Below are 23104 nucleotides of genomic sequence, written 5' to 3'. Positions count from 1 at the left end.
CGCCGATTTCCTACGCCACGGCGAAGCCGCATCTTGAAAGAGAGGAACCCGGTCGCCCTAAAGCGCAGTCAGCGTCGCAAGCTTCCAACGACCGTCCACGCGCTTAGCAGTAACAGAGAGCTGAGCCACCGAAGACGACGGCGCACCCCCACCCTGGGTAACCGTCTGCTGGTCCAGAAACAACAGCACAGAAGCCTCATCCCCGACCAACGAACGAACCCCGACAGCCCGAACCGTAGTAGTACGGATCAGCTTCCCCGCCGCAGCCCGCGTACGAGCCGAGGCGAACTGAGCCTGGTACTGACGAACCGCATCACCGATCAGATACTCCGACGCCGCGCGCTCCGTACGGGCCAGATTCGCGTAGTCGTAAGAGAAAACCGCCTTCACCGCTTCGCTAACATCAGCCGAAACCGATGCAGTCGCAGCAGTGTCGACCAAAGCCGCGTTGTCGGACGAAGACAGCGAAGCCGTCTCGACGCCGAACCAGACCGCGCAGCCCAACGCCACGACTACCACCGCCGCAAGGAAACGTTTCATGAGCCCGCCGCCTGAACGCCCGCGATCTTCCAGTCTGCGCCGGACCGCGTCACGTCCACCGTCAGGCGGCTCATGCGCGGAGCCGCAGGAGAACCACCCGTCGAGACCCGGACATCCAGCACCGCCAGCAACCGCGCCGAGCCCGCGGTGACGTCGATCTCCGTGACCGCCGCCTCCACCAGCGACGCCGTCGACACGGTGCGCGCCGTCGAGGCGCGGTCGATCTGCAGCTGACGGTCGCCAGTCAAGTCCTTGCCGTACTGCCCCGTCGTCGCCGCGATCCAGCGGTCGACGTCCGCGCCCGCGTTGCGGTAGTCGATCGTGTTGAGCGTGACCAGTTCCGGCCCGGCCGCCGCGAGGACCGCGTCACGCGCGCGGCCACGCGCCAGGGAGTCGTCCGACGCCGTGTGCCACCAGGACCAACCGGCGAAAGCGGCCACCAGTACGGCGACGACGGCCAAGATCTTCACGACACGCCCAGCAGCTTGCCCAGCCCGCCCGCCGACGGCCCGGTCAGCAGGCTCAGCATCCCCGGCAGCTGGGCCTGCGAAGGTGCCGACGCGGTCTGCGAAGGCGCGGCCGGGATCGACGGCGGCTTGCCCGCGTACGGCGCGTTCTGCGATCCACGCACCCCCGTCGGGCTGCCCGGCGGCTCCGCGCAGTAGGCGTTCATGTTCACCGGTGCCTCGGACGTGTCGTTCGCCGGACGCTCCTTCGTGCCTTCGTAGCCCTTCGTGCACGAAGCCGGGTCGAAGAAGTTGAACACCACGCCGAGGTGCCCCGTGCCGTCCGGGGACGTCGACGGCGAGAACGCCGAGATGATCGGGTACGCCACCAGCAGCTCCTCGACGGCGTCCTTGCGCGACGACGTGATCTGCGCGGTGGTGAGCAGGTTCGCGAACAGCACGCCCAGGTCGGTGCCGGACGCCGCGAGCACGTCGCTGATCTGCCGGCTCAGCTGCGGTGCCTCCGAGATCACGCGGCGCAGGTCCGGATCGGACGTCTTCAGCTGGCCCGCGATCGTACGCAGCCCGCTCGCGAAGTCCGTGATGTTCGCGGCCTGACGTTCTTGCGTGGTCAGCACGATCCGCGAGTTCGCCAGCAGCCCTTGGGTCTGCGGGACGTACTGCGCGGCCACCGCGGTGAGCGAACCTGTGCTGTCCAACAGTTGTTGCAGCTGTGGACCCGCCCCGGCGAACGCGTTGTACGTCTCGTCGACGACCGTGCGCAGCGAGTCCGGGTGGACGCTCGCGACCAGGTCGTCGAGGTGGGTCAGCACGGTGTCCGGCGACGGCGGCAGCGACGTCTTGTCCGGCGTGATCACCGAGCCGTCCTGCAGGTACGGGCCGCCGTCGTGCTGCGGGAGCAGGTCGACGAACTGCTCCCCCACCGCCGAGCGGTTCGCGACCTGCGCGTGCGCGTCGGCCGGGATGTCCGGGCCGCCGGAGTCGATGTCGAGCGCGACGTCGACGCCGTGGTCGGTGAGCGTCATCGACGTCACCCGCCCGACCGTGACGCCGCGGTAGGCGACCTCGGAGTTGACGAAGATGCCACCGGAGTCGGTCAGCTGCGCGGTGACGACGTACCCGCGGCTGCCGAAGAGCCGGTCGAGCCCGGCGTACTTGCCGCCCGCGTAGACGACCGAAACGACCGCGATGACGACGAACGCGATCAGCTGGATGCGGGTCTTGCGCGTGATCACCGGCCACCGCCGATCAGGCCCAGCAGGCCGCCCAGCAGCCCGGTGCCGCCGCTCTGCCCGGTCACCGCCCCGAGGTCGGGCAGGGGCAACGGCGGCGGCGCGGCGGTGCCGGTGGACGGCACGCCGCCGATCGTGTCGGGCAGCGCGATCGGCGGCTGCGACGAGTTCGTGAAGTTCTGGATCAGCTTGTCGAGATCCAGGTTCACGGTCGCCTCGACGTTCGCGTAGTCGCCCTTGACGACGTTGCCCGCGTAGTCCGGGAGCGGGTAGGTGAGCAGGATCTGCAGCGCGTTCGGCAGGTCCTGGCCGGCCTCGCCGAGCTTGGTCAACGTCGGCTGCAGTGTCTTGAGGTTCGCGACCAGCTGGTCGCGGCTCTTCGTCACGGTGTCGGTCGCGACGCCGGACAGCGTGGTGAGTGCGTTCAGCATCCCGACGAGCTGGTCCCGCTGGTCGGTGACGATCTTCAGGCCCGGCGCGAGGTTGTCGAGCGCGTTCGACAGGTTCTGCGTCTGGCCGGTGAGGGTCGCCGACAGCTTGCCAAGGCTGTCGATCGCCCGCAGGATCTCGGTCTTGTGCCCGTCGAGCTGCGTCGCCAGTTCGTCCACCCGGGACAGCAGCGCGCGGATCTCCGGCTCGTTGCCCGACAGCGCGTCGTTCAGCTCGTGGCTGATCTTCTGGATCTGCTCGACGCCGCCGCCGTTGAGCAGCAAGGACAGCGCGCCGAGCACCTCCTCGACCTCGGGGTTGCGGTTGGTGCGCCCGAGCGGGATCTGCACGCCGTCACTCAGCTTCCCGGTGGCCGGCTCCGCGGCCGGCACGCTCAGCTCGACGAACTTCTCTCCCAGAAGTGAAGACTGCTTCAGCTCGGCGTGCGAGTTGGCGGGCAGCGCGACGTCGCCGTTGACGGTCATCGAGACGAGCGCGGACCGGGTGTCCGGCGTCAAAGTGACTTTGTCGACCCGCCCGACCGCGACGTCGTTGACCTTGACGCTCGACTGCGGCACGAGGTCCAGGACGTCGGTGAACAGCGCGGTGACCTGGTAGGGGTGGTCGCCGACGTCGGCGCCGCCCGGCAGCGGCGTGCCGTAGAGGCCGTTGAACCCGCCGTCGCCGCACGCCGCCAGCACGAGTACCCCGGCGAGCACTCCCGCGAGCCGCTTCACTTGGCACCGCCGGAAAGCTGTTGCATCACGTCGACGAGCGGGAGCGGCAACGGCGGCAGTTCACCGTTCTGCAGGGAGTTCAGCACCTGCGGGATGGTCGGGAGCTTCAGCGCGCCGTCGAGGATCGGCGCGAGCTGCTTGCAGATGCTGCCCAGGGTGTCCGGGATCGGCTTGGGCGTGCCCGCGCTGATCAGCCGGCACACGGTGAGGATCGGCGGGTTGGTCAGCTCGTTGAGGTTGTCGCGCACGGCGATGGTGCCCGACGCCGCGTCGTAGGAGTTGATGAAGTTGGTGGCGCCGGTCGGCGCGATGTCGAGCACCTCGGCCAGCGAGGCCCGCTGGTCGACGAGCACCTTCGACAGTGACGCCAGCTTGTCCACATTGGACTCCAGCGCCGTCTTGTTGTCGTTGACGAACTGCTGGACGTCGCCGAGCGCGCCCCCGAGCGACTGCAGCGCGGCGCCGACGTCGGAAGAGTCGTCGGCGAGGAACCGGCTGACGTCGGCGACGCGGCCGTAGAACTCGTTGAGCTGCTGGTCGCTCTGGGCCAGCGCACCGGTGAAGGAGTTCAAGTTCTGCACGGTCGAGAACAGGTCGTCCTTCGAGCCGTCGAGGGTCTTGGCGAGGTCGGCGAGCTGCCCGACCGTCGAGTTCAGCGAAGCACCGTTGCCGCGCAGGGCGTCCGCGGCGGTGTCCAGGACGCCCGACAGCGCGCCGTCCTTGTTGGCGCCGTTCGGCCCGAGCGCCGTCGACAGCTTGTCCAGGCTCGAATACAGGTCGTCCAGCTCGACCGGTGTGGCGGTGCGATCCTTGGCCAGCACCGCGCCGGTGGCCAGGACCGGGCCGCTGTCGTAGGCCGGGGTGAGCTGGACGTAGCGGTCGCTGACCAGGCTCGGCGCGACGACGACCGCGCCGACGTCGGCCGGCAGCTGCACCTCGTCGACCTGCATGTCGACGCGCACCGCGTCGCCCTGCGGCGTGACGTCGGTGACCCGCCCGACCGGCACGCCGAGCACCCGCACCGACGAACCCGCGTAGAGCCCGACGGTCTTGCCGAAGTACGCCGACAGCTTCGTGCCGCTGGATTCGCGGAACACCAGCCACAGCCCGGCGGTGAGGACCAGCGCGACGACGCAGGCGAAGGCCACCCACGTCGCCAGGCTGCGGCCGCGGTACGTCCGGATCGTCATCGGCGACCCACCCCCTGGTTCGGCGCCGCGATCGGCGGGGTGCAGCCTTCGGGGTTGATGGACAGGCCGCCCACGGTGATCGTCGGCGGGAGCAGCCCGCACAGGTAGCCCTCGAACCAGCGGCCGTTGCCGGTCGCGTTCGCGCCGACGCGGGCGAACGGCGCCATCAGCTGCAGGCTCTTGTCGAGGTTGCCCTGGTTGCGCTGCAGGATGTCGGTCACCTTCCCGAGCTTGTCCAGCGTCGGCTTCAGCTGCGTGCGGTTGTCCGCGACGAGCCCGGACAGCTGCTGCGAGAGCTGCTGGGTGCCGGTGAGCAGCGCGTGGATCGCCGTCTTGCGGTTCTGCAGCTCGGTGAGCAGCAGGTTGCCGTCGCTGATCACGCGTTGCAGCTGCGCGTTGCGGTCGGAGAGCGTCTTCGACACCTGGCTGGTGTTGGCCAGCAGGGTGTGGAGGTCGGCGTCACGCGAAGAGACCGTGCGAGCCAGCGACGACAGGCCGTTCAGCGTGTCCTTCAGGTACTGCGGGCTGTCCTTGAGGCTGTCGGACAACGCGTTGAAGCTGTCGGCCAGCTGTTTCGTGTCGATGTCGCCGACCGTGGTGGACAGCTGGTCGAAGGCGTCCTGCAGCTGGAACGGCGTGCGCGTGCGGGCCTGCGGGATGGTCGCGTCCGGCTCCTGGGTGCCGTCGCCCTTGGTGTCGAGCGCGAGGTACTTCTCGCCCAGGAGTGTCTTGATCTCGATGGACGCGGTCGTCGCGTCGCCGACCCGGACGCCCTTGACGCGGAACCGGACGAGCACCTGCTTGCCCTTGAGCGTCACGGAAGACACCGCGCCGACCTTGACGCCGGCGATCTCGACCTCGTTGTCCGGTGCCAGGCCGGCGGACTCGCTGAAGTACGCCGAGTACGTCGTGCCGTTGCCGAAGAACGGGAGCTGGTCGGAGAAGTACGTCGTGGCCGTGACGAGCACGATGAGCACGAGCGTCACCGCGCCGACCGCGGCCTGGTTGCGATCCTTCAGCCGTTTCACGGACCACACCTCTCCGCGCGTTGCGTGCCGGGAATCGGGATGATCGGCAGGGTGATGTCGAGCGAGGAAATGCCGATGGTGCCGTTGATCCCGCACAGGTAGTAGTTGAACCAGCTGCCGTAGCTCAGGGTCCGGGTGAACTTCTGCAGGTTGCCCGGCAGCACCTCGAGGAGGTGGTTGAGCAGCTCGCCCGAGTCGCCGAGGTTCTGCGACAGCGTGCCGAGCTTCGCGACGTCGTCCTTGAGCGCCGGGCGCGCATCGGTCAGCAGGCCGGTGGTCGAGACGGCGAGGTCGCCGAGCGCGGTGACGGCGTCGCCGATCGGCTTGCGCTGCTCGGCCAGGCCGCTGACCAGCTTCTGCGTCTGCTCGATGAGGTCGCCGAGCTGCGGGCCGTGGGCGTTGACGGTGCCGAGCACGGTGTTGAGGTTGGCGATCACCTGGCCGATCACCTGGTCCTTGCTCGCGATCGCGGTGGTGAGCGACGCGGTGTGCTGCAGCAGGCTGGTGATCGTGCCGCCCTCGCCCTGGAAGACGCTGATGATCTCGGCCGACAGCTGGTTGACGTCGTTGGGGCTCAGGGCCTTGAACAGCGGCTTGAACCCGTTGAACAGCACCGTGAGGTTCAACGCGGGCTTGGTGCGCTCGGGCGGGATCGTGCCGCCGTCCGGCAGGGACTTGTCGCCCGGGACGTCGGTGCCGAGCGCGAGGTAGCGCTGGCCGACGAGGTTCCGGTACTTGATGGTCGCGGTCACCGACTCCGGCAGCCGGTAGGTGTGCTCGACGTCGAACCGCACCTCGGCGAGGTTCCGCTCCCCGACGGCGACGTCGATCGTGTCGATCTGGCCGACCTTGACCCCGGCGATGCGGACGTCGTCACCTTCCTTGAGCCCGGACGCGTCGGTGAACTTCGCCAGGTACCCCGAGGTGACGCCGAAGTTGGTGTTCGCGATGGTGGCCGCGAGGACGCCGGTGAACAGGACCGTGACGACGGCGAACACCAGCAGCTTCACCAGCGACGGGACGAAACTCCTCACTTGAGCTCCACCTCCGCTCCGCGGTAGAGCGGCCCCACGAGCAACCCCGCCCAGCCGGGCACCTGGTCCGGGGTGGCGCCGAGGGCGGGTGACGCGAGCAGGGCGATCAGGTCCGACTCGTCGGCCGAGCCGACGATGCTGCCGGATCCGCCGACCGCGCCGCCGCCGGCCGTGACCGGGCCGGGCAGGCTGCCGTCGGGCGACTTCGGCGGCGCGGGCTTGCTGGAGCCGTCCTTGATCGCGCCGTCCGGCGGGTACTGCGGCCAGTGCCCCGGTTTCGGCACCTGCGGGTAGCAGCGGGGGCCGCGCTTGTCGTCGTACTTCGGCTCGTCGACGCCGGGCAGGTACTTGCCGCGGCTGGCGCTGAACTCGATGGTGACGCGGCTGACCTCGGGGTGCGCGGTGCCCTTGCCGAACGCCAGCTCCGCCGGGGCGACCTCACCGGCGAGCTGGTGGAACAGGCACGGGTACTCCGGCGCGTACTTCGCCAGGACGTCCAGCGTCGGCTGGACGGCGGTGGTGAGCCGGATCAGGTTGTCCTTGTTGACCACCAGGAAGTTCGTGAGGTCGACCGACGCGGCCGACACCGTCGCGTAGAGGTCGCTCAGCTGCGTGCGCTTCTCGACGATCGTGCGGCTCGTGGTCGTCAGGTCCGACAGCGCCTGCAGCAGGTCCGGCGCGGCCTTGTCGTAGGTGGCCGAGACGTTCGCGAGGCCGGTGATGTCGGCCTTGATGTCGGGCAGCGACGGGTTGAGCTTGCCGAGGTAGTCCGACAGCTGCGAGAGGGTCTGGCCGAGCTGCTTGCCGCGGCCGTCGAGCGCGGTCGCCACGGCGGTGAGCGTGCTCGACAGCTTCTCCGGCTGGACGGCCTGCAGCAGCGGCATCACGTCGTCGAGGACCTTCTGCAGCTCGATCGCGCTGCTGCTGCGGTCCTGCGGGATGACGTCGCCGGCTTTGATCGCGGACTCGGGCTTTTCCGGCAGCTGCAGGGCGACGTACCGCTCGCCGAACAGCGTCTTCGGCAGCAGTCGCGCGGAGACGTTCTTCGGGATGACGGCCGTCTTGTCCGGATCGAGAGCCAGCTCCAGCTCGGCGTGGTCGCCCTTCGCGAGCACCGAACGGACTTCGCCGACGACCACGCCGCGCACCTTGACGTCGCCGCCCGTGCGCAGCTGGCTGCCGACGTGGTCCGTCTCGAGCTTCACGAGCGTCACCGCCGTGAACGCCTTGTTGTAGACGGCGAGGGTGAAGGTGATGAACAACGCGGCCACGAGCAGGAAGGCGAGCCCCAGCACCTGGTACCGGAGCCGCTGCCAGAGTGCCTTCCTCATCCGGAGATCCTCACCGTGGTGTTGGCGCCCCAGATCGCGAGGGACAGGAAGAAGTCCAGGACCGAGATCAGCACGATCGACGTCCGCACCGCGCGGCCCACGGCCACGCCGACACCGGCCGGGCCGCCGCTCGCGGTGTAGCCGTAGTAACAATGGGACAGGATCACGAGCACGCTGAACACGATCACCTTGCCGAACGACCAGAGCACATCGCCCGGCGGCAGGAAGAGCGTGAAGTAGTGGTCGTAGGTGCCGGCGGACTGGCCGTAGAGCCAGATGGTGATCTGCCGGGACGCGAGGTAGCTCGACAGCAGGCCGACCGCGTAGAGCGGGATCACCGCGGCGACGCCGGCGAGCACGCGGGTCGTCACCAGGTACGGCATGCTCGGCACGGCCATGACCTCGAGCGCGTCGATCTCCTCGGAGATCCGCATCGCGCCGAGCTGCGCGGTGAACCCGCAGCCGACCGTCGCGCTCAGGGCGAGCCCGGCCGAGAGCGGCGCGACCTCGCGGGTGTTGAAGTAGGCGGAGATGAACCCGGTGAGCGCGGCCGTGCCGAGCTGGTTGAGCGCGGAGTAGCCCTGAAGGCCGACGATCAGGCCGGTGAACAGCGTCATCCCGATCATCACGCCGAGTGTGCCGCCGATGACCGCCAGGCCCCCGGTGCCGAAACAGACTTCGGTGAGCAGCCGCAGCGTTTCCCGGCTGTAGCGGCGGATCGTGCGCGGCGACCAGGCGAGCGCCTTCGCGGCGAAGGACAGCAGCTGGCCCAGGCCTTCGAGACTCTGGCCGGGACGCGCGAGGTACTCGAGCGTCCGGTCCTGTTCGATGGGTTCGGCCGTCATCACATGGCCTTCGGCGGGACGATCCGCAGGTAGATCGCGGTGAGCACGACGTTGATGAGGAACAGCAGCAGGAACGTGACGACCACGGCCTGGTTGACGGCGTCGCCGACACCCTTCGGCCCGGGCGGCGGGTTGAGGCCGCGGAACGCCGCGACGACCCCGGCGACGAAGCCGTAGAGCAGCGCCTTGATCTCGCTGATCCAGAGGTCCGGGACCTGGGCCAGTGCGTTGAAGCTGGCCAGGTACGCGCCGGGCGTGCCGCCCTGCAGGACGACGTTGAAGAAGTACCCGCCGAGCACGCCGACCACGCTGACCAAGCCGTTGAGCAGTACCGAAACCACCATGGCGGCCAGCACACGCGGCACGATCAGGCGCTGGATCGGGTTGACGCCCAGGACTTCCATGGCGTCGATCTCTTCACGGATCTTGCGCGCCCCGATGTCCGCGCACACGGCGCTGCCGCCGGCCCCGGCCACGAGCAACGCTGTGATCAGCGGGCTGGCCTGCTGCACGATGGCCAGCGCGCTGGCCGCGCCGGTGAACGACTGGGCGCCGATCTGCGCGGTCAGCGAGCCGAGCTGCAGCGCGATCACCGCGCCGAACGGGATGGCCACCAGCGCGGTCGGCAGGATGGTGACGCTGGCGAAGAACCAGCACTGCTGGATCCACTCGCGGGTCTGGAAGGGGCGCTTGAAGATCGCGCGCAGGACCTCCCAGGAGAGCGTCGCGAGGCGGCCGACCTGCGTCAGCGCCGCGGTTCCCGGGAGCGTGCCAGTGCTGTCGCTCACCACACCTCCCCGAAGTAGTCGCTCACCCCCGAGTGTCGTCCATACCCGGTGTCCGCTTTTCGTTAGCGGTGTTAACCAACGTCGTTCCGTTCAGAAGTTGAGCGCGTGGGACGCTGTCGCCCCGCCGTCGGCCACGAACTCCGAACCTGTGCAGTACGAACTTTCTTCGCTGGCCAGGAACAGCACCAGCTTCGCGATGTCTTCGGGCTGCCCGACCCGGCCGAGGGCCACCTTCTTGCCGACGTACGACATGTCGACTTTCTGGCCGCCGGCCGCGGTCGAAACCATCTGCGTGTCGATCGCGCCGGGGTGCACCGAGTTGACCCGGATGTGCTTCTTGCCGAGTTCCATGGCCGCGACCTTGGTCATCCCGCGGATCGCGAACTTGCTCGCGGTGTAGGCGATGAGGTACGGCATCCCGGCCAGACCCTCCACAGAGGACACGTTGACGATGGAGCCACCGCCGGCGGCGGTCATGGGTTCAACGACCGAGCGCATCCCGAGAAACGCCCCGATCTGGTTCACCCGGATGACGCGCTCGTAATCGGCCAGCGTCGTCTTGCCCAGTTCCGAGAAATGGAGGATGCCCGCGTTGTTGACCAGCACGTTCAGCGCGCCGAACTCCGTGGTCGCCCGCTCGATCGCCGCCGCCCAGTCGTCTTCGCTGCCGACGTCGAGGTGCTGGTAGACGGCGGCGTCGCCCAGGTCGGCGGCGAGCTGCTTGCCCTCGTCGTCGAGGATGTCGGCGATCACGACCTTCGCGCCTTCGGCCACGAACGCGCGGGCGGCGGCCTCGCCCTGTCCGCGCGCGGCACCGGTGATGAGAGCGATCTTCCCGTCGAGCCTCACGATTCCTCCAGGATTTCGGTGGCGGCGAACATCCGGCCGGGGTCGCGGCCGGCGAAGTAGTCGCTGACGGTCGTCTCCAGCTCGTCGAGGGACCAGCGCCGCTCGATCCGCGGCGCTTCGACCAGCGCGACCGAGCCGCCGTGCACGACGAACACCTGGCCGTTGACGTGCTCGGCGGCGGGTGAGGCGAGGTAGGCGACGAACGGGGCGACGTGCTCGACCGAGAGCGGGTCGGCGCCTTCGGCAGGGGCGGCGCCGAACACGCCCTCGGTCATCGCCGTCCGCGCCCGCGGGCAGATCGCGTTGGCGCGGACGCCGTACTTGGCCAGGCCGCGGGCGGCCGACATGGTGAGCGCGGTGATGCCGGCCTTGGCCGCGGCGTAGTTGGGCTGGCCGGGCGAACCGATCAGGAAGGCCTCGGACGCGGTGTTCACCAGCCGCCCGTACACCGGCTTGCCGTCCTCTTTGGACTTGTCGCGCCAGTGCTTCGCGGCGTTGCGGGACAACAGGAAGTGCCCGCGCAGGTGGACGCGGAGCACGGTGTCCCAGTCGTCGTCGGACATCGAGAAGAGCATCTTGTCGCGCAGCACGCCGGCGTTGTTCACGACGATGTCGAGCCCGCCGAGGTCGAGCGCGGCCGCCACGAGCGTGTCGGCCGTGGCGCGCTCGCCGACGTCGCCGGCCACCGCGACGGCCTGGCCGCCGGCGGCTTCGATCTCTTCGACGACGTCCTTCGGCGCATCGATGTCGTTGACGACGACCGTGGCGCCCCGCGCGGCCAAGGCGAGCGCTTCGGCCCGTCCCAGCCCGGCGGCGGCACCCGTGACGATCGCTGTCCGGCCGGTCAGGCTCACGCGAGGCCTCCTCATCGAGTCCTGGTTGACGGGCCTACACTAGAATCTGTTCTCGTTTTGGGCAAGCTTTTCAGTAAACACCGCTAACTGACGATGAACAGGGCGTTCTTCGGGCAGCCCCGCACCGCACCGGAGACCCGTTCCGCCTGGTCGCCGGGCACTGGACCCGGCCGGACGACCAGTTCTTCGTCGTCGTCGAGGTCGAAGATGTCCGGCGCGAACCCCAAGCACACCGCGTTCGCCTCGCAGAGCGAACGATCGACGCCGATCTCCATGCTTCCTCCGCCGCGTCAGTCCTGGTACAACTAGAACAGGTTCTACTATAACGCCGGATCGAGGTGACGGGTGCGGATCGACTACACGCCGGAGCAGCGCGCACTGGCCGCGGAGCTGCGGGAGTACTTCGCCGAGCTGATGACGCCGGAACGTCGTGACGCCCTCCGCGCGGGCAGCGGCGAGTACGGCGACGGCTTGGTCTACAAGGAGATCGTCCGGCAGCTGGGCAAGGAGGGCTGGCTCGCGCTCGGCTGGCCGCAGGAGTACGGCGGCCAGGGCCGGCCGATGCTCGACCAGCTCATCTTCACCGACGAGGCGGCGGTCGCCGGGGTGCCGGTCCCGTTCCTGACGGTGAACACCGTCGGGCCGACCATCATGCGCTACGGCACCGACGAGCAGAAGGCGTTCTACCTGCCGAAGATCGCCGCCGGCGAGCTGCACTTCTCGATCGGCTACTCCGAACCGGAGGCGGGCACCGACCTCGCGTCGCTGCGGACGCGCGCGGTGCGCGACGGCGACGAGTACGTCGTCACCGGCCAGAAGATGTGGACGAGCCTGATCGAGCACGCCGACTACGTCTGGCTCGCCGTCCGGACCGACCCGGAGGCGAAGAAGCACCGGGGCCTGTCGATCCTGATCGTGCCGACCTCGGCGCCCGGGTTCTCGTGGACCAAGGTGCACACGGTGGCGGGCGCGGGCACCAGCGCGACCTACTACGACGGCGTGCGCGTGCCGGTGTCGGCGCGCGTGGCCGAGGAGAACGCGGGCTGGCCGCTGATCACCAACCAGCTCAACCACGAGCGCGTCGCGCTGACGTCGTCGGCCCCGATCCGCAAGGCCCTGTCCGACGTCCTGGCGTGGGCGAAGGAGACCGGCGCCATCGACCAGGAGTGGGTGCGGCTGCACCTCGCGCGGGTGCACGCCGGCGCGGAGTACCTGAAGCTGCGGAACTGGCGGATCGCCTGGGCGGCCGCGGCGAGCGAGCTGGGGCCGGCCGACGCGTCGGCGACCAAGGTGTACGGCACCGAGTTCGCGATCGAGGCGTACCGGCTGCTGATGGAGGTGCTCGGCGCGGCGGCCGTCGTCCGCGACGGCTCGCCGGGCGCGCTGCTGGCCGGGCGGATCGAACGACAGCACCGCTCGGCGCTGATCCTCACCTTCGGCGGCGGTACCAACGAGATCCAGCGGGACATGATCGCCGCGACCGCCCTCGGCCTGCCCGTCACGCGCTAGGAGCGTCTCAGTTAGGAGCTGTATGGACTTCACCCCTTCGGAGGCGTCGGCCGACCTCGCCGCGCTGGCCCGGCGGATCCTCGCCGACAAGGTCACTCACGACCCGCACGGTACCGGCGGCTTCGACGCTCCACTGTGGACGGCGCTGGGCCAGGCGGGCGTGCTGGACGCGGCGCTGCCGTCGTCGCTCGGCGGCGGCGGGTTCGGGCTGCTGGAGCAGTGCGCGGTGCTGACCGAGATCGGCCGCGCGGTGGCCGCGGTCCCCTACCTGACGTCGATCACGATGGCGGCGTCGGCGCTGGCGGAGTTCGGCACGCCGGAGCTGGTGGACCGCTGGGTGCTGCCGGTGCTGCGCGGCGAGCGCGTGCTCACGGTGGCCCTGCCGGACCCGGGCGCGCCGTGCGGCTTCCGGGTGACCGGCGGCCGGCTGACCGGCGCCCAGTCCGCGGTGCCGTTCGGCGCGTTCGCCCACGGCCTGCTGGTGGAAACCACGTCCGGCGAGGTGTTCCTGGTCGACGCGGCCGCTTCGGGCGTCACGGTCCGGCCGCAGCAGACGGTCGACCACGCGGACGCGGCGCTGCTGGAACTATCCGAGGTGGCCGGGATTTCCCTGGGCCCGATCGGCGAGTGGCTGCGCCTGCGCGGCACGGCCGGGATCTGCGCGCAGCAGCTAGGCGTCGTCGAACGGGCCCTGGAGCTGACGGCGGCGTACGCGGCCGAGCGGAAGCAGTTCGACCACGTGATCGGCGGCTTCCAGGCGGTCCGTCAGCGTCTCGCGGACGCGTACGTGGACGTCGAGGCGGTGCGGCTGACGTCACTGCAGGCGGCGTGGCGGCTGGCCTCGGACCTCCCGGCGACGGAAGCGGTGGCGACGGCCAAGTTCTGGGCCGCGGAGGCGGGCCACCGGGTGGCCCACACCACGGTCCACGTCCACGGCGGCGTCGGCATCGACGTCGACCACGTGGTGCACCGGTACTTCGTGGCGGCGAAGCGCCTGGAGTTCCTGCTGGGCCCGGCCACCCCGCAGCTGATCACCCTGGGCGACGAACTGGCGGCGTCGTAGCTACTTCGCCGCGTAGGTCCAGAACTCCCGCATCAACGGCGTCGGGTGCGGATCGGTCATCTGGAGCTGGGTCAGCAGGACCGTGACCGTGCCCGTCGCCGGGATCAGGTGGGCCGCGGTGCCCGCGCCGCCGATCCAGCCGTAGCGGCCCGGGGTGTGCCACGGCCGCGTCGGCGCCACGTCGACCGAACCGCCGAACCCCCAGCCCTGGCCCTGCAGGAACAGGCTCGCCGCCGCGCGCTGCGGGGCCGTCAGGTGATCGCTCGTCAGCAGGCGCACCGATTCCGGCGCCAGCAGCCGCCGCCCGGCCACCGCACCCCCGGCCAGCAGGCAGCGGGCGAACGCGAGCAGGTCGTCAGCCGTCGAAACCAGGCCGCCCCCACCGGACGGGAACACCGGCTCGGCGCTCCACCGGCCCTCCGGCGGGTCGGCCAGCACGAGCCCGGCCGCACCCTGGCGGTACGCGCTGGTGAAGCGGCCCAGTGCCGATGTCGGCACCGAGAACCCGGTGTCGGCCATGCCGAGCGGCCCGAACAGCCGCTCCGCCAGGAACTCCGGCAGCGACCGGCCCGACACCCGCGCGATCAGCACGCCCTGCAGGTCCGACGGGGTGTCGTACAGCCACGCCTCACCGGGCTGACGCAGCAGCGGGACCTGGCCCAGCGCCGCCAGCCACTCGTCCGGCGGCAGCGCGCGGGACGCCTCGGCCGGGTGGCCCAGCACCTGGAGCAGCAGGTCCACCGCGGGCAGCCCCATGTCGGCCGCGAGGCCGTACCCGCAGCGGAAGGTCAGCAGGTCCTCGACGGTGATCGGCCGGGCCGCCGGCACGACGTCGTCGACCGGACCGGCCGGCGTCCGCACGACCACCGGGGACGCCAGCTCCGGCAGCCAGCGCGCGATCGGGTCGTCCAGAGCGAGCTCGCCGCCGTCGACGAGGAGCATGACCGCCGCGGCCACCAGCGGCTTGGTCAGCGACGCGATGCGGAACAGCGAGTCCCGGGCCATCGGCACGGTGCCCCCGGCGTCGGCCGAGCCGACCGCCGCCACCTCGACCTGGTCGCCACGCGCGACGAGGGCGACCGCGCCGGGCAGGTCCGCGGCGTGCCGGGTCAGCAGTTCGGTGAGCACGCTCAGTCCTGGGGGTTGATGGCGCGCAGGCGCCGCGGGCCGGTGTCGGGTCGCGACGGCGGCGGGCCCAGCACCAGGCGGGCGTTCGCGACGAACGCGCCGTCGGGCGAGGCCAGGATCGGATCCAGCGTCAGCGACCGCACCTCGGGGTTGTCCTCGGCGAGCGCCGCCACGCGCAGCACCATGTCCTGCAGCGCGGCGAGGTCGGCGGGCTCGTCGCCGCGGTAGCCGGTGAGCAGCGGCGCCGTCCGCGGCTCGCGCAGCAGCGTGGCCGCGTCGACGTCGGTGACCGGCACCGCCCGGTAGGCGCGGTCCCCCAGCAGCGTGCTGACCAGGCCGGACAGCCCGAACGACACGAGCGAGCCGAACGACGGGTCGTCCTGCAGCCCGATCACGCACGACAGGCCCTTCGGCGCCATCTGCTGCACGTACACGTCGTCTTCGCCGGAGATCTCGCGCAGCACCGCGTAGGCCGTGCGCACCGAGTCCTCCGACGCCAGGTCGAGCCGCACCCCGGCGAGGTCGGGCCGGCCGCGCAGCCGCTCGTCGACGGCCTTGAGCGTCACCGGGTAGCCCAGCTCGGCCGCCGCCGCGACCGCGTCGTCCACTGTGGACACCACGCGGAACGGGACGACGTCGATGCCGTAACACCCCAGCAGCCGCACGACATCGGGGTCCGTCAGGAGGATCGCCTTGCCGTCCTCCGCGGCCAGGAGCTCGCGCACGATCACCTGCGCCTGCTCGGTGTGGATCCCCGACGGCCGTACCAGTGTCCCTTGTGGACGCTGCCGCCAGGCCGCGTAGCGGACGACCTTCGCCAGCGCGTTGACCGCGCGTTCCGGGCTCGGGTACGACGGGATCGAGCCACGACTGGCCACGCCGTCCTCGGAGAGCACGGCGAGCTCGTGCGGGACGCCTTCGGCGGCGAGGAACGTCGAGACGATCGGCTTGCGCTGCCCCAGTTCGACGACGGTCTCCCGCAGGGCGCGCGCGTACGCGGTGCCGGGGATCGCCACCGGCGGCGCGAAGACGACGACCAGCGCGTCGGTGTCCGGCGAGGTCAGCGCCGCCCCCACCGCGGCGGCGAACTCCTCCGGACCGGCCTGCGGACCGACGTCCACCGGGTCCGACGCCAGCCGCAGCCCCTGCGCGCGGGCGGTGTCGGCGGCGAGCAGCCCGATCGCGCTGGAGTTGCCGACGATGGCGATCCGCGGCCCGGCGGGCAGCGGCTGGTGCGCGAACACGAGCGCGGTGTCGAACAGCTGCGCCAGCGACTCGACCCGCACGACGCCGGCCTGCTCGAACAGGGCCTGGACGCTGATCTCGTCGATCTCGGTGGACGTCGCGGCCAGCTGCGAGCGGACCGCGTGCCGCCCCGACTTCACCGCGACGATCGGCTTCGTCCGGCCCAGCCGCCGCGCCAGCCGCGCGAACTTGCGCGGGTTGCCGAAGGACTCCAGGTAGAGCAGCACGAGATCGGTGTCCGGGTCGGTTTCCCAGTACTGCAGCAGGTCGTTGCCGGAGACGTCGGCGCGGTTGCCCGCCGAGACGAACGTCGACAGGCCGAGCCCGCGCGCCTCGGCGTCGGCCAGGATCGCCGTGCCCAGCGCGCCGGACTGGCAGAAGAAGCCGGTGCGGCCGCGGCCCGGCAGCCGCGGCGCGAGGGTGGCGTTGAGCCGGATGCCGGGCGCGGTGTTCAGCACGCCGAGCGCGTTCGGCCCGACGACGCGCATGCCGTGCGCCCGGGCCTCGCCGACCAGCCGCAGCTCGGCGTGCAGGCCGTGCGGGCCCGCCTCGCCGAACCCGCCGGACACGATCAGCAGCGTCTTCACGCCCTTGGCCAGGCAGGCGTCCAGCACGGACTCGACGGCCTCGGCCGGCACCGCGACCAGCGCCAGGTCGACCGAGTCCGGGATGTCGAGCACCGACGGGTAGGCGCGCACGCCGCGCACCGAGCGGTGCTCCGGGTTGACCGGGTAGACGGTGCCGGTGAACGCGGCGGCGAGGAGGTTCACGAAGGCGACGTGGCCGACCTTGCCCGGGTCGGTGGACGCGCCGATCACCGCGACCGACGTCGGGTGCAGCAGGTTGTGCACGCTGCGCGCCTCGGCGGCCTGCTCGCGGGAGCGGGCGACGGCCAGCGACTCCTCGGTCGGGTCGATGTCGAACTCCAGGTGCAGCACGCCCTCCTCGATCTCGCGGCTGACCTGGTAGCCGGCGTCGCGGAAGACGCGGACCATCGCGGCGTTCTCGGCGAGCACCTCGGCGACGAACCGGCGCAGCCCGCACTCCGACGCGGCCGCGGCGAGGTGTTCCAGCAGGATCGAGCCGAGGCCCCGGCCCTGGTGCACGTCGCTGACCACGAAGGCCACCTCGGCCGACGGCCCGCTGTCCAGCCGCTCGTACCGGCCGACCGCGACGATGTCGTCGCCGAGGAACGCCGCGAAGGCGACCCGGTCGTGGTGGTCGACGGTGGAGAACCGCTTCAGGTCCTTCTCCGGGATCCGCGGGTAGGCGCCGAAGTAGCGGAAGTAGCGGGTGCGCTCGGAAAGCTTCCCGTGGAAGGAGACGAGCCCGTCGGCGTCGGTCGGGAGCACCGGGCGCAGGTGGACGGTGCCGCCGTCGGACAGCACGACGTCGGCCTCCCAGTCACGGGGGTAGTCGAAGGGATCCCGTCCGGCCATGGTCACTCAGTCCCTGGGGTCGTCGGGATCCAAGCCGTGCAAGGGAAAGACGGCGCGGCGCGTGTCCCGGACGGCGACGTCGACCGGGTCGTCCTCGCCGTCGCCCCACGGCTTGAACCCCGTGTCGCGATCGTCGGTCATGGCCCGCGGCAGCTCGGCGTTCGGCGCGGCCTTGCCGACGGTCGAGACCCAGCCGGGCGGCAGCGGCGTCGCCGGATCGACGTCCCGGTCGAGCACGGTGGCGATCAGGTGCGTCCACGACCGCGGGACCACGCGGATCAGCTGGTAGCCGCCCCCGCCGACGGCGATCCACTTGCCGCCCGCGTAGGTCTCGGCGAGGTCGCGCAGGGTGGTGTAGATGGTCCGGTGGCCGTCGACGGACAACGAGAGGTCGGCGAGCGGGTCCTCTTCGTGGGAGTCGACGCCGCACTGGGTGAACAGCAGCTGCGGCTCGAAATCGGCCAGCAGCGAAGGGACGACGGCGTTGAACGCCCGCAGCCACCCCGGATCCCGGGTGCGCGGCGGCAGCGGCACGTTGACCGAGGTGCCGTCGGCCTTGCCGCGGCCCGTTTCGGCCGAGTAGCCGGTGCCCGGCCAGAGCGTGAACGGGTGCTGGTGCATCGAGATCGTCAGGACGCGGGGGTCGTCGTAGAACGCGGCCTGGACGCCGTCGCCGTGGTGGACGTCGGTGTCGATGTAGGCGATCCGCTCGAAGCCGTGGTCGAGCAGCCACGAGATCGCGACGGCGCAGTCGTTGTAGACGCAGAACCCGGCCGCCTGGTCCCGCATCGCGTGGTGCAGCCCGCCGGCGATGTTGACCGCCCGGGTGGCCTCGCCCTCGGCGATCTTGCGCGCGGCCAGCAGCGTCGAGCCCACGACCAACGCGGAGGCGTCGTGCATGTCGCTGAACACGGGGTTGTCGGAGGTCCCGAGCCCGTGCCCGACATCCCACCCGACGAGCGGCGCCTCCCGCACGGCGGCCAGGTACTCGGGCGCGTGGACCCGCAGGAGTTCCTCGTCCCCGGCGGCGGACGGGACGAGCAGCTCGACGCCGTCGAGCACGCCCAGTTCGGTGGCCAGCCGGACGGTCAGTTCCAGCCGGACGGGGTTGAACGGGTGATCCCCGCCGAGGTCATAACCCAGCAGGGAGGAGTCCCACACGACAGCCGGCGCCATACGCCCGACTGTAGTGCCGATCGCGGCGGCCCGCGGCCCCGAAAGCCGCGGTAGCCGGCCGCCGGTGCCGGCCGTGCGCTCGCCACCACGCCCGGCACGGCCGGTTCCCGCCGCCGGCCCCGGCCTCGCGAAAGCTCGGCCGTGCGCTCGCCGCCGCTGCCGACGTGTGCCGGTAAAAGCCGTGAAGGCCTCCTTACCGGCTCTTATAGCCGGTAAGGAGGCCTTCACGGCTTTCGAGGTGGGTCGCGCCAGGTCAGCCGGGGAGGTCGCCCGTTGCCGCGGGGCGGTCCGGGTCGCGGGACCAGTGGGACCACGAGCCCGCGTACAGGCCCGCGCCCGGGTGGCCGGCGATCTCCAGGGCCAGCACCACCGAACTCGCCGTCACCCCCGAGCCGCAGTACGCGGCGACCGGTTCGCCGGGGCGCAGGCCCAGGCCGGCGAAGCGGTCGGCCAGCTCTTCCGGCGTGCGCCAGCGGCCGTCATCGGCCGTGTGGCCGCTGAACGGGGCGTTCACCGCGCCCGGGATGTGGCCCGCGCGCGGGTCGACCGGCTCCGTCTCGCCGCTGTAGCGCGCGGCGGCCCGGGCGTCGAGCAGCAGGCCGTCGCGGGCCAGCGCGGCCGCCTCGTCGGCGTCCAGGACCGGCATGCCGCCCGGGCGGACCTCGACGTCACCCGGTTCCGGGTTCGCCTGCTCCGTGCTGACGGGGTGCCCGGCCGCGATCCACGCCGCGTAACCGCCGTCGAGCACCGCGACCTCGTCGTGCCCCGCCCAGCGCAGCAGCCACCAGGCCCGCGCCGCCACCGAACCGTCGGCGTCGTCGTAGACCACCACCGGCCCGCCAGCGCGCACGCCGGCCGCGCGCAGGTCTCGCCGCAGGTCGGCGGGGTCGGGCAGCGGGTGCCGGCCGCCCTCGCCCGGCTCGCCCGCGAGCACGTGGTCGAGATCGGTGAAGACCGCGCCGGGCAGGTGACCGTCCTGGTAGGACTCGGCCCCCGGCGGGCCGGCGAGCCGCCAGCGGACGTCGAGGACGACGGGCCGGTCGCCGGCCGGGCCGGCCAGTGCGGCGGCGAGGTCGGTGGTGCTGATCAGCGAGCGCATACCCCCATCTTGCAGCGGTCCGCGGCCCGGATCCGCCCGGGCCGGACATTTCCACCGCCGGTGAGTTGTTATCCCCAGGCCCGCCGCCGCTGTCGGGGCCAACGACTACGATGAGCAACGCGGACGAAGGGGACAGCGTGAACGATCTCATCGACACCACCGAGATGTACTTGCGTACGATCTACGAGCTCGAAGAAGAGGGTGTCGTCCCGCTGCGCGCCCGGATCGCGGAGCGACTGCAGCAAAGCGGCCCGACCGTCAGCCAGACCGTCGCCCGGATGGAGCGCGACGGACTGGTCGTGGTCGCGGACGACCGGCACCTCCAGCTCACCGACCACGGCCGGGAGCTGGCCATCGCCGTCATGCGCAAGCACCGCCTGGCCGAACGCCTCCTCGTCGACGTCATCGGGCTCGAGTGGGAGCACGTGCACAACGAGGCCTGCCGCTGGGAACACGTGATGAGCGAGGCCGTCGAGCGCAAGCTCGTCAAGCTCCTCGACCACCCGACCACCTCCCCTTACGGCAACCCGATCCCCGGTCTGGACAAGCTGGGCGACGGCGATCCGGCGCCGCCCGCGGAGGCCGACCTCGTCCGGCTCGACGAGTTCGCCCGCACCGGCGGCGGCCGGGTCGAGATCCGGCGCATCGCCGAGCACGTCCAGCTGGACGAGTCGCTGATGACCGAGCTCAAGTCCGTCGGGATCGTGCCGGGCGGCACGGTCGTCATCGGCAAGGCCAACGGCAGCACCATCGAGGTCACCGGCGGCGACAACACCGCGCAGGTCTCGACGTCCGCGTTGCACGCCGTCCTGGCGCAGGCCAGGTGAGCCCGGCCTCGGAGGCCGCGGCGGCGTTCCACACGGTGCACGGCTCCACGCCGGCCGGCGTGTGGTCGGCGCCCGGCCGGGTGAACCTGATCGGCGAGCACACCGACTACAACGACGGCTTCGTGCTGCCCTTCGCGCTGCCGCACCGCTTGGCCGCGGCGGCGTCGCCCCGGGAGGACGGTGTCCTGTCCGTGGCCACGCTCGGTGACGACGGGCAGCTCCAGCGTTCCGGCGAGCTCACGATCGCCGACCTGGAGCCCGGCAGGGTCGACGGGTGGGCCGCGTACCCGGCAGGGGTCGCCTGGGTGCTGCGCGACCAGGGCTTCACGGCCGGCGCGAACCTGGTCATCGCCGGCGACGTGCCGTCGGGGGCCGGGCTGTCCTCCTCCCACGCGCTCGAGTGCGCGGTGTCGCTGGCGCTGCTGGGCCTGGCCGGCCTGGAGCTCGACGGAACCGACGAGCGCGTCCCGGCCCGGCCCGAGGTGGCCCGGTGGGTGCAGCGCTCGGAGAACGACTTCGTCGGCGCGCCGACCGGCCTGCTCGACCAGACGGCGTCGCTGTGCTGCACCGAGTCCCACGTGCTGTTCCTCGACGTGCGGTCCGGCGAGCAGGAGCAGGTGCCGTTCGGGCTGGCCGAGGCCGGGCTGCAGGTGCTGATCATGGACACCCGCACCAAGCACTCCCACGCCGAAGGCGGTTACGGCGAGCGGCGCCGGGGCACCGAACGGGCGGCCGAACTGCTCGGGGTGAAGGCCCTGCGCGACATCACCGCCAAAGGCCTCGCCGACGCGCTCGACCGGCTCCCGGCGGACCTGGCGCCGCTGGTGCGGCACGTGGTCACCGAGAACCAGCGGGTGCTCGACGTCGTCGCGCTGCTGCGCGAAGGCGAGATCGCCGAGATCGGCCCGTACCTGGACGCCTCGCACGTCAGCATGCGCGACGACTACCGGATCTCCACGGCCGAGCTGGACCTCGCGGTCGACTCGGCCCGCGCGGCCGGCGCGCTCGGCTCGCGGATGACCGGCGGCGGCTTCGGCGGCTCGGCGATCGCGCTGGTCCGCGACGCCGACCTGGCCGGGGTCAATGCGGGCGTGGACACGGCGTTCGAGAAGGCCGGCTACCGGCGGCCGCGGATGTTCACCGCGGTCCCGTCCCGCGGCGCCGGGCGCGACGAGGTCTGAGCCCGGGCGGGGACAACCCCCGCCCGGGCCCGCCCGTCGGCGTGGGGGAAGACTGTGGCGCACAGTCACCCTCGGCAGGAAGGCTCGGACGTGTCGGAGCAGAGCAACGCCCTGAAACTGGTCGTGACGGGCGGAGCGGGGTACGTCGGCAGTGTCTGCGCGGCCCGGCTCGTCGAGGCCGGGCACCAGGTCACGGTCGTCGACGACCTGTCCACCGGGCACGCCGACGCCGTCCACCCGGACGCGCGGTTCATCGAGGGTGACGCCGCCGAGGTGGCGGGCAGCCTGCTGCGCGAGGGCTTCGACGGCGTGCTGCACTTCGCGGCGAAGTCGCTGGTCGGCGAGTCGATGACCGATCCGGCGAAGTACTGGGAAGGCAACGTCGTCACGTCGTTGCGGCTGCTCGAGGCCATGCACGAGCACGGCACGCCGCGCCTGGTGTTCTCCTCGACCGCGGCGACCTACGGCGAGCCGGAGTCGTCGCCGATCGCGGAGTCCGCGCCGACCCGGCCGACCAACACCTACGGCGCCACCAAGCTGGCCATCGACCACGCGATCACCACCTTCGCCGGCGCGCACGGCCTGGCCGCGGTGAGCCTGCGGTACTTCAACGTCGCCGGCGCGTACGGCGCCCTCGGCGAGCGCCACGCCACGGAAACCCATCTCATCCCTCTCGTTCTGCAGGTCGCCACGGGCGACCGTGAGCGCATCCAGATCTTCGGCGACGACTACCCGACGCCGGACCACACCGCCGTCCGCGACTACATCCACGTCGTGGACCTCGCGGACGCCCACCTGCTGGCGCTGAAGCACGCGACGGCGGGTGAGCACCGCATCTACAACCTGGGCAACGGCACCGGTTTCTCCGTGCTCGAGGTGATCGAGGCCTGCCGCGAGGTCACCCGCCACCCGGTCCCGGCCGCGGTGGCGCCGCGCCGCGCGGGCGACCCGTCGGTGCTCGTCGCGGCCAGCGACCGCGCCCGCGAGGACCTCGGCTGGAAGCCGGAGCGCACCGACCTGACGGGCATCGTCCGCGACGCGTGGACGTTCACCCAGTCGCGACGCGCCACCCAGGGCTGACGGCTTGTCGACGACGCGATGACCGGCCGGGAT

Annotated in this window: 22 protein-coding genes; 5 read left to right on the top strand and 17 right to left on the bottom strand. The window is 71.3% G+C overall.

Annotated elements, in window-relative coordinates; genetic code table 11:
* Positions 1 to 57: 57 nt before the first annotated feature.
* From ACLJQZ_RS12920 to ACLJQZ_RS12860, 13 genes are all read right to left on the bottom strand, one after another.
* Positions 58 to 540: a hypothetical protein gene (locus tag ACLJQZ_RS12920; RefSeq protein WP_410620249.1), complete on the bottom strand. Its 483-nt coding sequence runs from the start codon at positions 538 to 540 to the stop codon at positions 58 to 60.
* The gene (locus ACLJQZ_RS12915; protein WP_410620248.1) at positions 537 to 1010 is read right to left on the bottom strand and encodes a hypothetical protein; all 474 of its coding nucleotides are present in this window, start codon (positions 1008 to 1010) and stop codon (positions 537 to 539) included. The genes ACLJQZ_RS12920 and ACLJQZ_RS12915 overlap by 4 nt, the downstream gene beginning before the upstream one ends.
* Entirely contained in the window at positions 1007 to 2242 is a 1236-nt protein-coding gene (locus ACLJQZ_RS12910) for an MCE family protein (protein ID WP_410620247.1), read from the bottom strand. Before ACLJQZ_RS12910 ends, ACLJQZ_RS12915 begins: the two co-directional genes overlap by 4 nt.
* Positions 2239 to 3405 carry an MCE family protein gene (locus tag ACLJQZ_RS12905; RefSeq protein WP_410620246.1) on the bottom strand — a complete coding sequence of 389 codons (1167 nt, stop codon included), beginning with the start codon at positions 3403 to 3405 and terminating at the stop codon, positions 2239 to 2241. Before ACLJQZ_RS12905 ends, ACLJQZ_RS12910 begins: the two co-directional genes overlap by 4 nt.
* Positions 3402 to 4595: an MCE family protein gene (locus tag ACLJQZ_RS12900; RefSeq protein ID WP_410620245.1), complete on the bottom strand. Its 1194-nt coding sequence runs from the start codon at positions 4593 to 4595 to the stop codon at positions 3402 to 3404. The genes ACLJQZ_RS12905 and ACLJQZ_RS12900 overlap by 4 nt, the downstream gene beginning before the upstream one ends.
* Positions 4592 to 5623 carry an MlaD family protein gene (locus ACLJQZ_RS12895; protein WP_410620244.1) on the bottom strand — a complete coding sequence of 344 codons (1032 nt, stop codon included), beginning with the start codon at positions 5621 to 5623 and terminating at the stop codon, positions 4592 to 4594. The genes ACLJQZ_RS12900 and ACLJQZ_RS12895 overlap by 4 nt, the downstream gene beginning before the upstream one ends.
* Complete coding sequence (locus ACLJQZ_RS12890) at positions 5620 to 6657, bottom strand: MCE family protein (RefSeq protein ID WP_410620243.1); 1038 nt, start codon at positions 6655 to 6657, stop codon at positions 5620 to 5622. Before ACLJQZ_RS12890 ends, ACLJQZ_RS12895 begins: the two co-directional genes overlap by 4 nt.
* Positions 6654 to 7988 (bottom strand): MCE family protein, encoded by a 1335-nt coding sequence (locus ACLJQZ_RS12885; protein ID WP_410620242.1) that lies wholly within the window; start codon positions 7986 to 7988, stop codon positions 6654 to 6656. Before ACLJQZ_RS12885 ends, ACLJQZ_RS12890 begins: the two co-directional genes overlap by 4 nt.
* Positions 7985 to 8833 (bottom strand): MlaE family ABC transporter permease, encoded by an 849-nt coding sequence (locus tag ACLJQZ_RS12880; protein WP_410620241.1) that lies wholly within the window; start codon positions 8831 to 8833, stop codon positions 7985 to 7987. The genes ACLJQZ_RS12885 and ACLJQZ_RS12880 overlap by 4 nt, the downstream gene beginning before the upstream one ends.
* Positions 8833 to 9621 (bottom strand): MlaE family ABC transporter permease, encoded by a 789-nt coding sequence (locus tag ACLJQZ_RS12875; RefSeq protein WP_247063189.1) that lies wholly within the window; start codon positions 9619 to 9621, stop codon positions 8833 to 8835. The genes ACLJQZ_RS12880 and ACLJQZ_RS12875 overlap by 1 nt, the downstream gene beginning before the upstream one ends.
* Positions 9622 to 9711: 90 nt before the next feature.
* Positions 9712 to 10473: a glucose 1-dehydrogenase gene (locus ACLJQZ_RS12870; protein ID WP_247064107.1), complete on the bottom strand. Its 762-nt coding sequence runs from the start codon at positions 10471 to 10473 to the stop codon at positions 9712 to 9714.
* Positions 10467 to 11324, bottom strand: a complete 858-nt coding sequence (locus ACLJQZ_RS12865) for a 3-oxoacyl-ACP reductase (protein WP_410620240.1) — start codon at positions 11322 to 11324, stop codon at positions 10467 to 10469. Before ACLJQZ_RS12865 ends, ACLJQZ_RS12870 begins: the two co-directional genes overlap by 7 nt.
* 83 nt (positions 11325 to 11407) lie before the next feature.
* Positions 11408 to 11599: a ferredoxin gene (locus ACLJQZ_RS12860; RefSeq protein ID WP_410620239.1), complete on the bottom strand. Its 192-nt coding sequence runs from the start codon at positions 11597 to 11599 to the stop codon at positions 11408 to 11410.
* 70 nt (positions 11600 to 11669) lie between these two features.
* Between ACLJQZ_RS12860 and ACLJQZ_RS12855 the strand changes: the two genes are divergently transcribed.
* Together ACLJQZ_RS12855 and ACLJQZ_RS12850 are read left to right on the top strand one after the other, a co-directional pair.
* Entirely contained in the window at positions 11670 to 12833 is a 1164-nt protein-coding gene (locus ACLJQZ_RS12855; protein ID WP_410620238.1) for an acyl-CoA dehydrogenase family protein, read from the top strand.
* Between the two features lie 22 nt (positions 12834 to 12855).
* Complete coding sequence (locus ACLJQZ_RS12850) at positions 12856 to 13896, top strand: acyl-CoA dehydrogenase family protein (RefSeq protein ID WP_410620237.1); 1041 nt, start codon at positions 12856 to 12858, stop codon at positions 13894 to 13896.
* Here ACLJQZ_RS12850 and ACLJQZ_RS12845 read toward each other — a convergent pair whose 3' ends face one another.
* The 4 genes from ACLJQZ_RS12845 to ACLJQZ_RS12830 all read right to left on the bottom strand — a co-directional run bounded on the left by ACLJQZ_RS12845 (position 13897) and on the right by ACLJQZ_RS12830 (position 19983).
* Positions 13897 to 15030, bottom strand: a complete 1134-nt coding sequence (locus tag ACLJQZ_RS12845) for a serine hydrolase domain-containing protein (protein WP_410620426.1) — start codon at positions 15028 to 15030, stop codon at positions 13897 to 13899.
* Positions 15027 to 17708 carry a GNAT family N-acetyltransferase gene (locus tag ACLJQZ_RS12840; protein ID WP_410620236.1) on the bottom strand — a complete coding sequence of 894 codons (2682 nt, stop codon included), beginning with the start codon at positions 17706 to 17708 and terminating at the stop codon, positions 15027 to 15029. The genes ACLJQZ_RS12845 and ACLJQZ_RS12840 overlap by 4 nt, the downstream gene beginning before the upstream one ends.
* Before the next feature lie 6 nt (positions 17709 to 17714).
* The gene (locus ACLJQZ_RS12835) at positions 17715 to 18884 is read right to left on the bottom strand and encodes an acetoin utilization protein AcuC (RefSeq protein WP_410620235.1); all 1170 of its coding nucleotides are present in this window, start codon (positions 18882 to 18884) and stop codon (positions 17715 to 17717) included.
* A 253-nt stretch (positions 18885 to 19137) separates the two neighbouring features.
* Positions 19138 to 19983, bottom strand: coding sequence for a sulfurtransferase (locus tag ACLJQZ_RS12830; RefSeq protein ID WP_410620234.1), 846 nt, complete (start codon positions 19981 to 19983; stop codon positions 19138 to 19140).
* 110 nt (positions 19984 to 20093) lie between these two features.
* Here ACLJQZ_RS12830 and ACLJQZ_RS12825 point away from each other — a divergent pair, with 110 nt between their 5' ends.
* From ACLJQZ_RS12825 to galE, 3 genes are all read left to right on the top strand, one after another.
* Complete coding sequence (locus ACLJQZ_RS12825) at positions 20094 to 20810, top strand: metal-dependent transcriptional regulator (protein ID WP_305879379.1); 717 nt, start codon at positions 20094 to 20096, stop codon at positions 20808 to 20810.
* Positions 20807 to 21991: a galactokinase gene (gene galK, locus ACLJQZ_RS12820; protein ID WP_410620233.1), complete on the top strand. Its 1185-nt coding sequence runs from the start codon at positions 20807 to 20809 to the stop codon at positions 21989 to 21991. The genes ACLJQZ_RS12825 and galK overlap by 4 nt, the downstream gene beginning before the upstream one ends.
* Positions 21992 to 22081: 90 nt before the next feature.
* Positions 22082 to 23071 (top strand): UDP-glucose 4-epimerase GalE, encoded by a 990-nt coding sequence (gene galE / locus ACLJQZ_RS12815; RefSeq protein ID WP_410620232.1) that lies wholly within the window; start codon positions 22082 to 22084, stop codon positions 23069 to 23071.
* The last annotated feature ends 33 nt before the right edge of the window (positions 23072 to 23104 follow it).

Origin of the sequence: Amycolatopsis sp. cmx-8-4 (assembly GCF_046548675.1) — a bacterium.
In the GTDB taxonomy this organism is placed as follows: Bacteria; Actinomycetota; Actinomycetes; order Mycobacteriales; family Pseudonocardiaceae; genus Amycolatopsis.
The sequence above is the reverse complement of the archived record's forward strand: the minus strand, read 5'-3'. Positions and strand labels throughout refer to the sequence as shown.

Coding starts and splice junctions, on each gene's coding strand:
- ACLJQZ_RS12830 (WP_410620234.1), bottom strand. CDS start 19,983: ATGCGCTCGCTGATCAGCACCACCGACCTCGCCGCCGCACTGGCCGGC.
- ACLJQZ_RS12860 (WP_410620239.1), bottom strand. CDS start 11,599: ATGGAGATCGGCGTCGATCGTTCGCTCTGCGAGGCGAACGCGGTGTGC.
- ACLJQZ_RS12825 (WP_305879379.1), top strand. CDS start 20,094: ATGAGCAACGCGGACGAAGGGGACAGCGTGAACGATCTCATCGACACC.
- ACLJQZ_RS12885 (WP_410620242.1), bottom strand. CDS start 7,988: ATGAGGAAGGCACTCTGGCAGCGGCTCCGGTACCAGGTGCTGGGGCTC.
- ACLJQZ_RS12900 (WP_410620245.1), bottom strand. CDS start 4,595: ATGACGATCCGGACGTACCGCGGCCGCAGCCTGGCGACGTGGGTGGCC.
- ACLJQZ_RS12880 (WP_410620241.1), bottom strand. CDS start 8,833: ATGACGGCCGAACCCATCGAACAGGACCGGACGCTCGAGTACCTCGCG.
- ACLJQZ_RS12835 (WP_410620235.1), bottom strand. CDS start 18,884: ATGGCGCCGGCTGTCGTGTGGGACTCCTCCCTGCTGGGTTATGACCTC.
- ACLJQZ_RS12850 (WP_410620237.1), top strand. CDS start 12,856: ATGGACTTCACCCCTTCGGAGGCGTCGGCCGACCTCGCCGCGCTGGCC.
- ACLJQZ_RS12840 (WP_410620236.1), bottom strand. CDS start 17,708: ATGGCCGGACGGGATCCCTTCGACTACCCCCGTGACTGGGAGGCCGAC.
- ACLJQZ_RS12920 (WP_410620249.1), bottom strand. CDS start 540: ATGAAACGTTTCCTTGCGGCGGTGGTAGTCGTGGCGTTGGGCTGCGCG.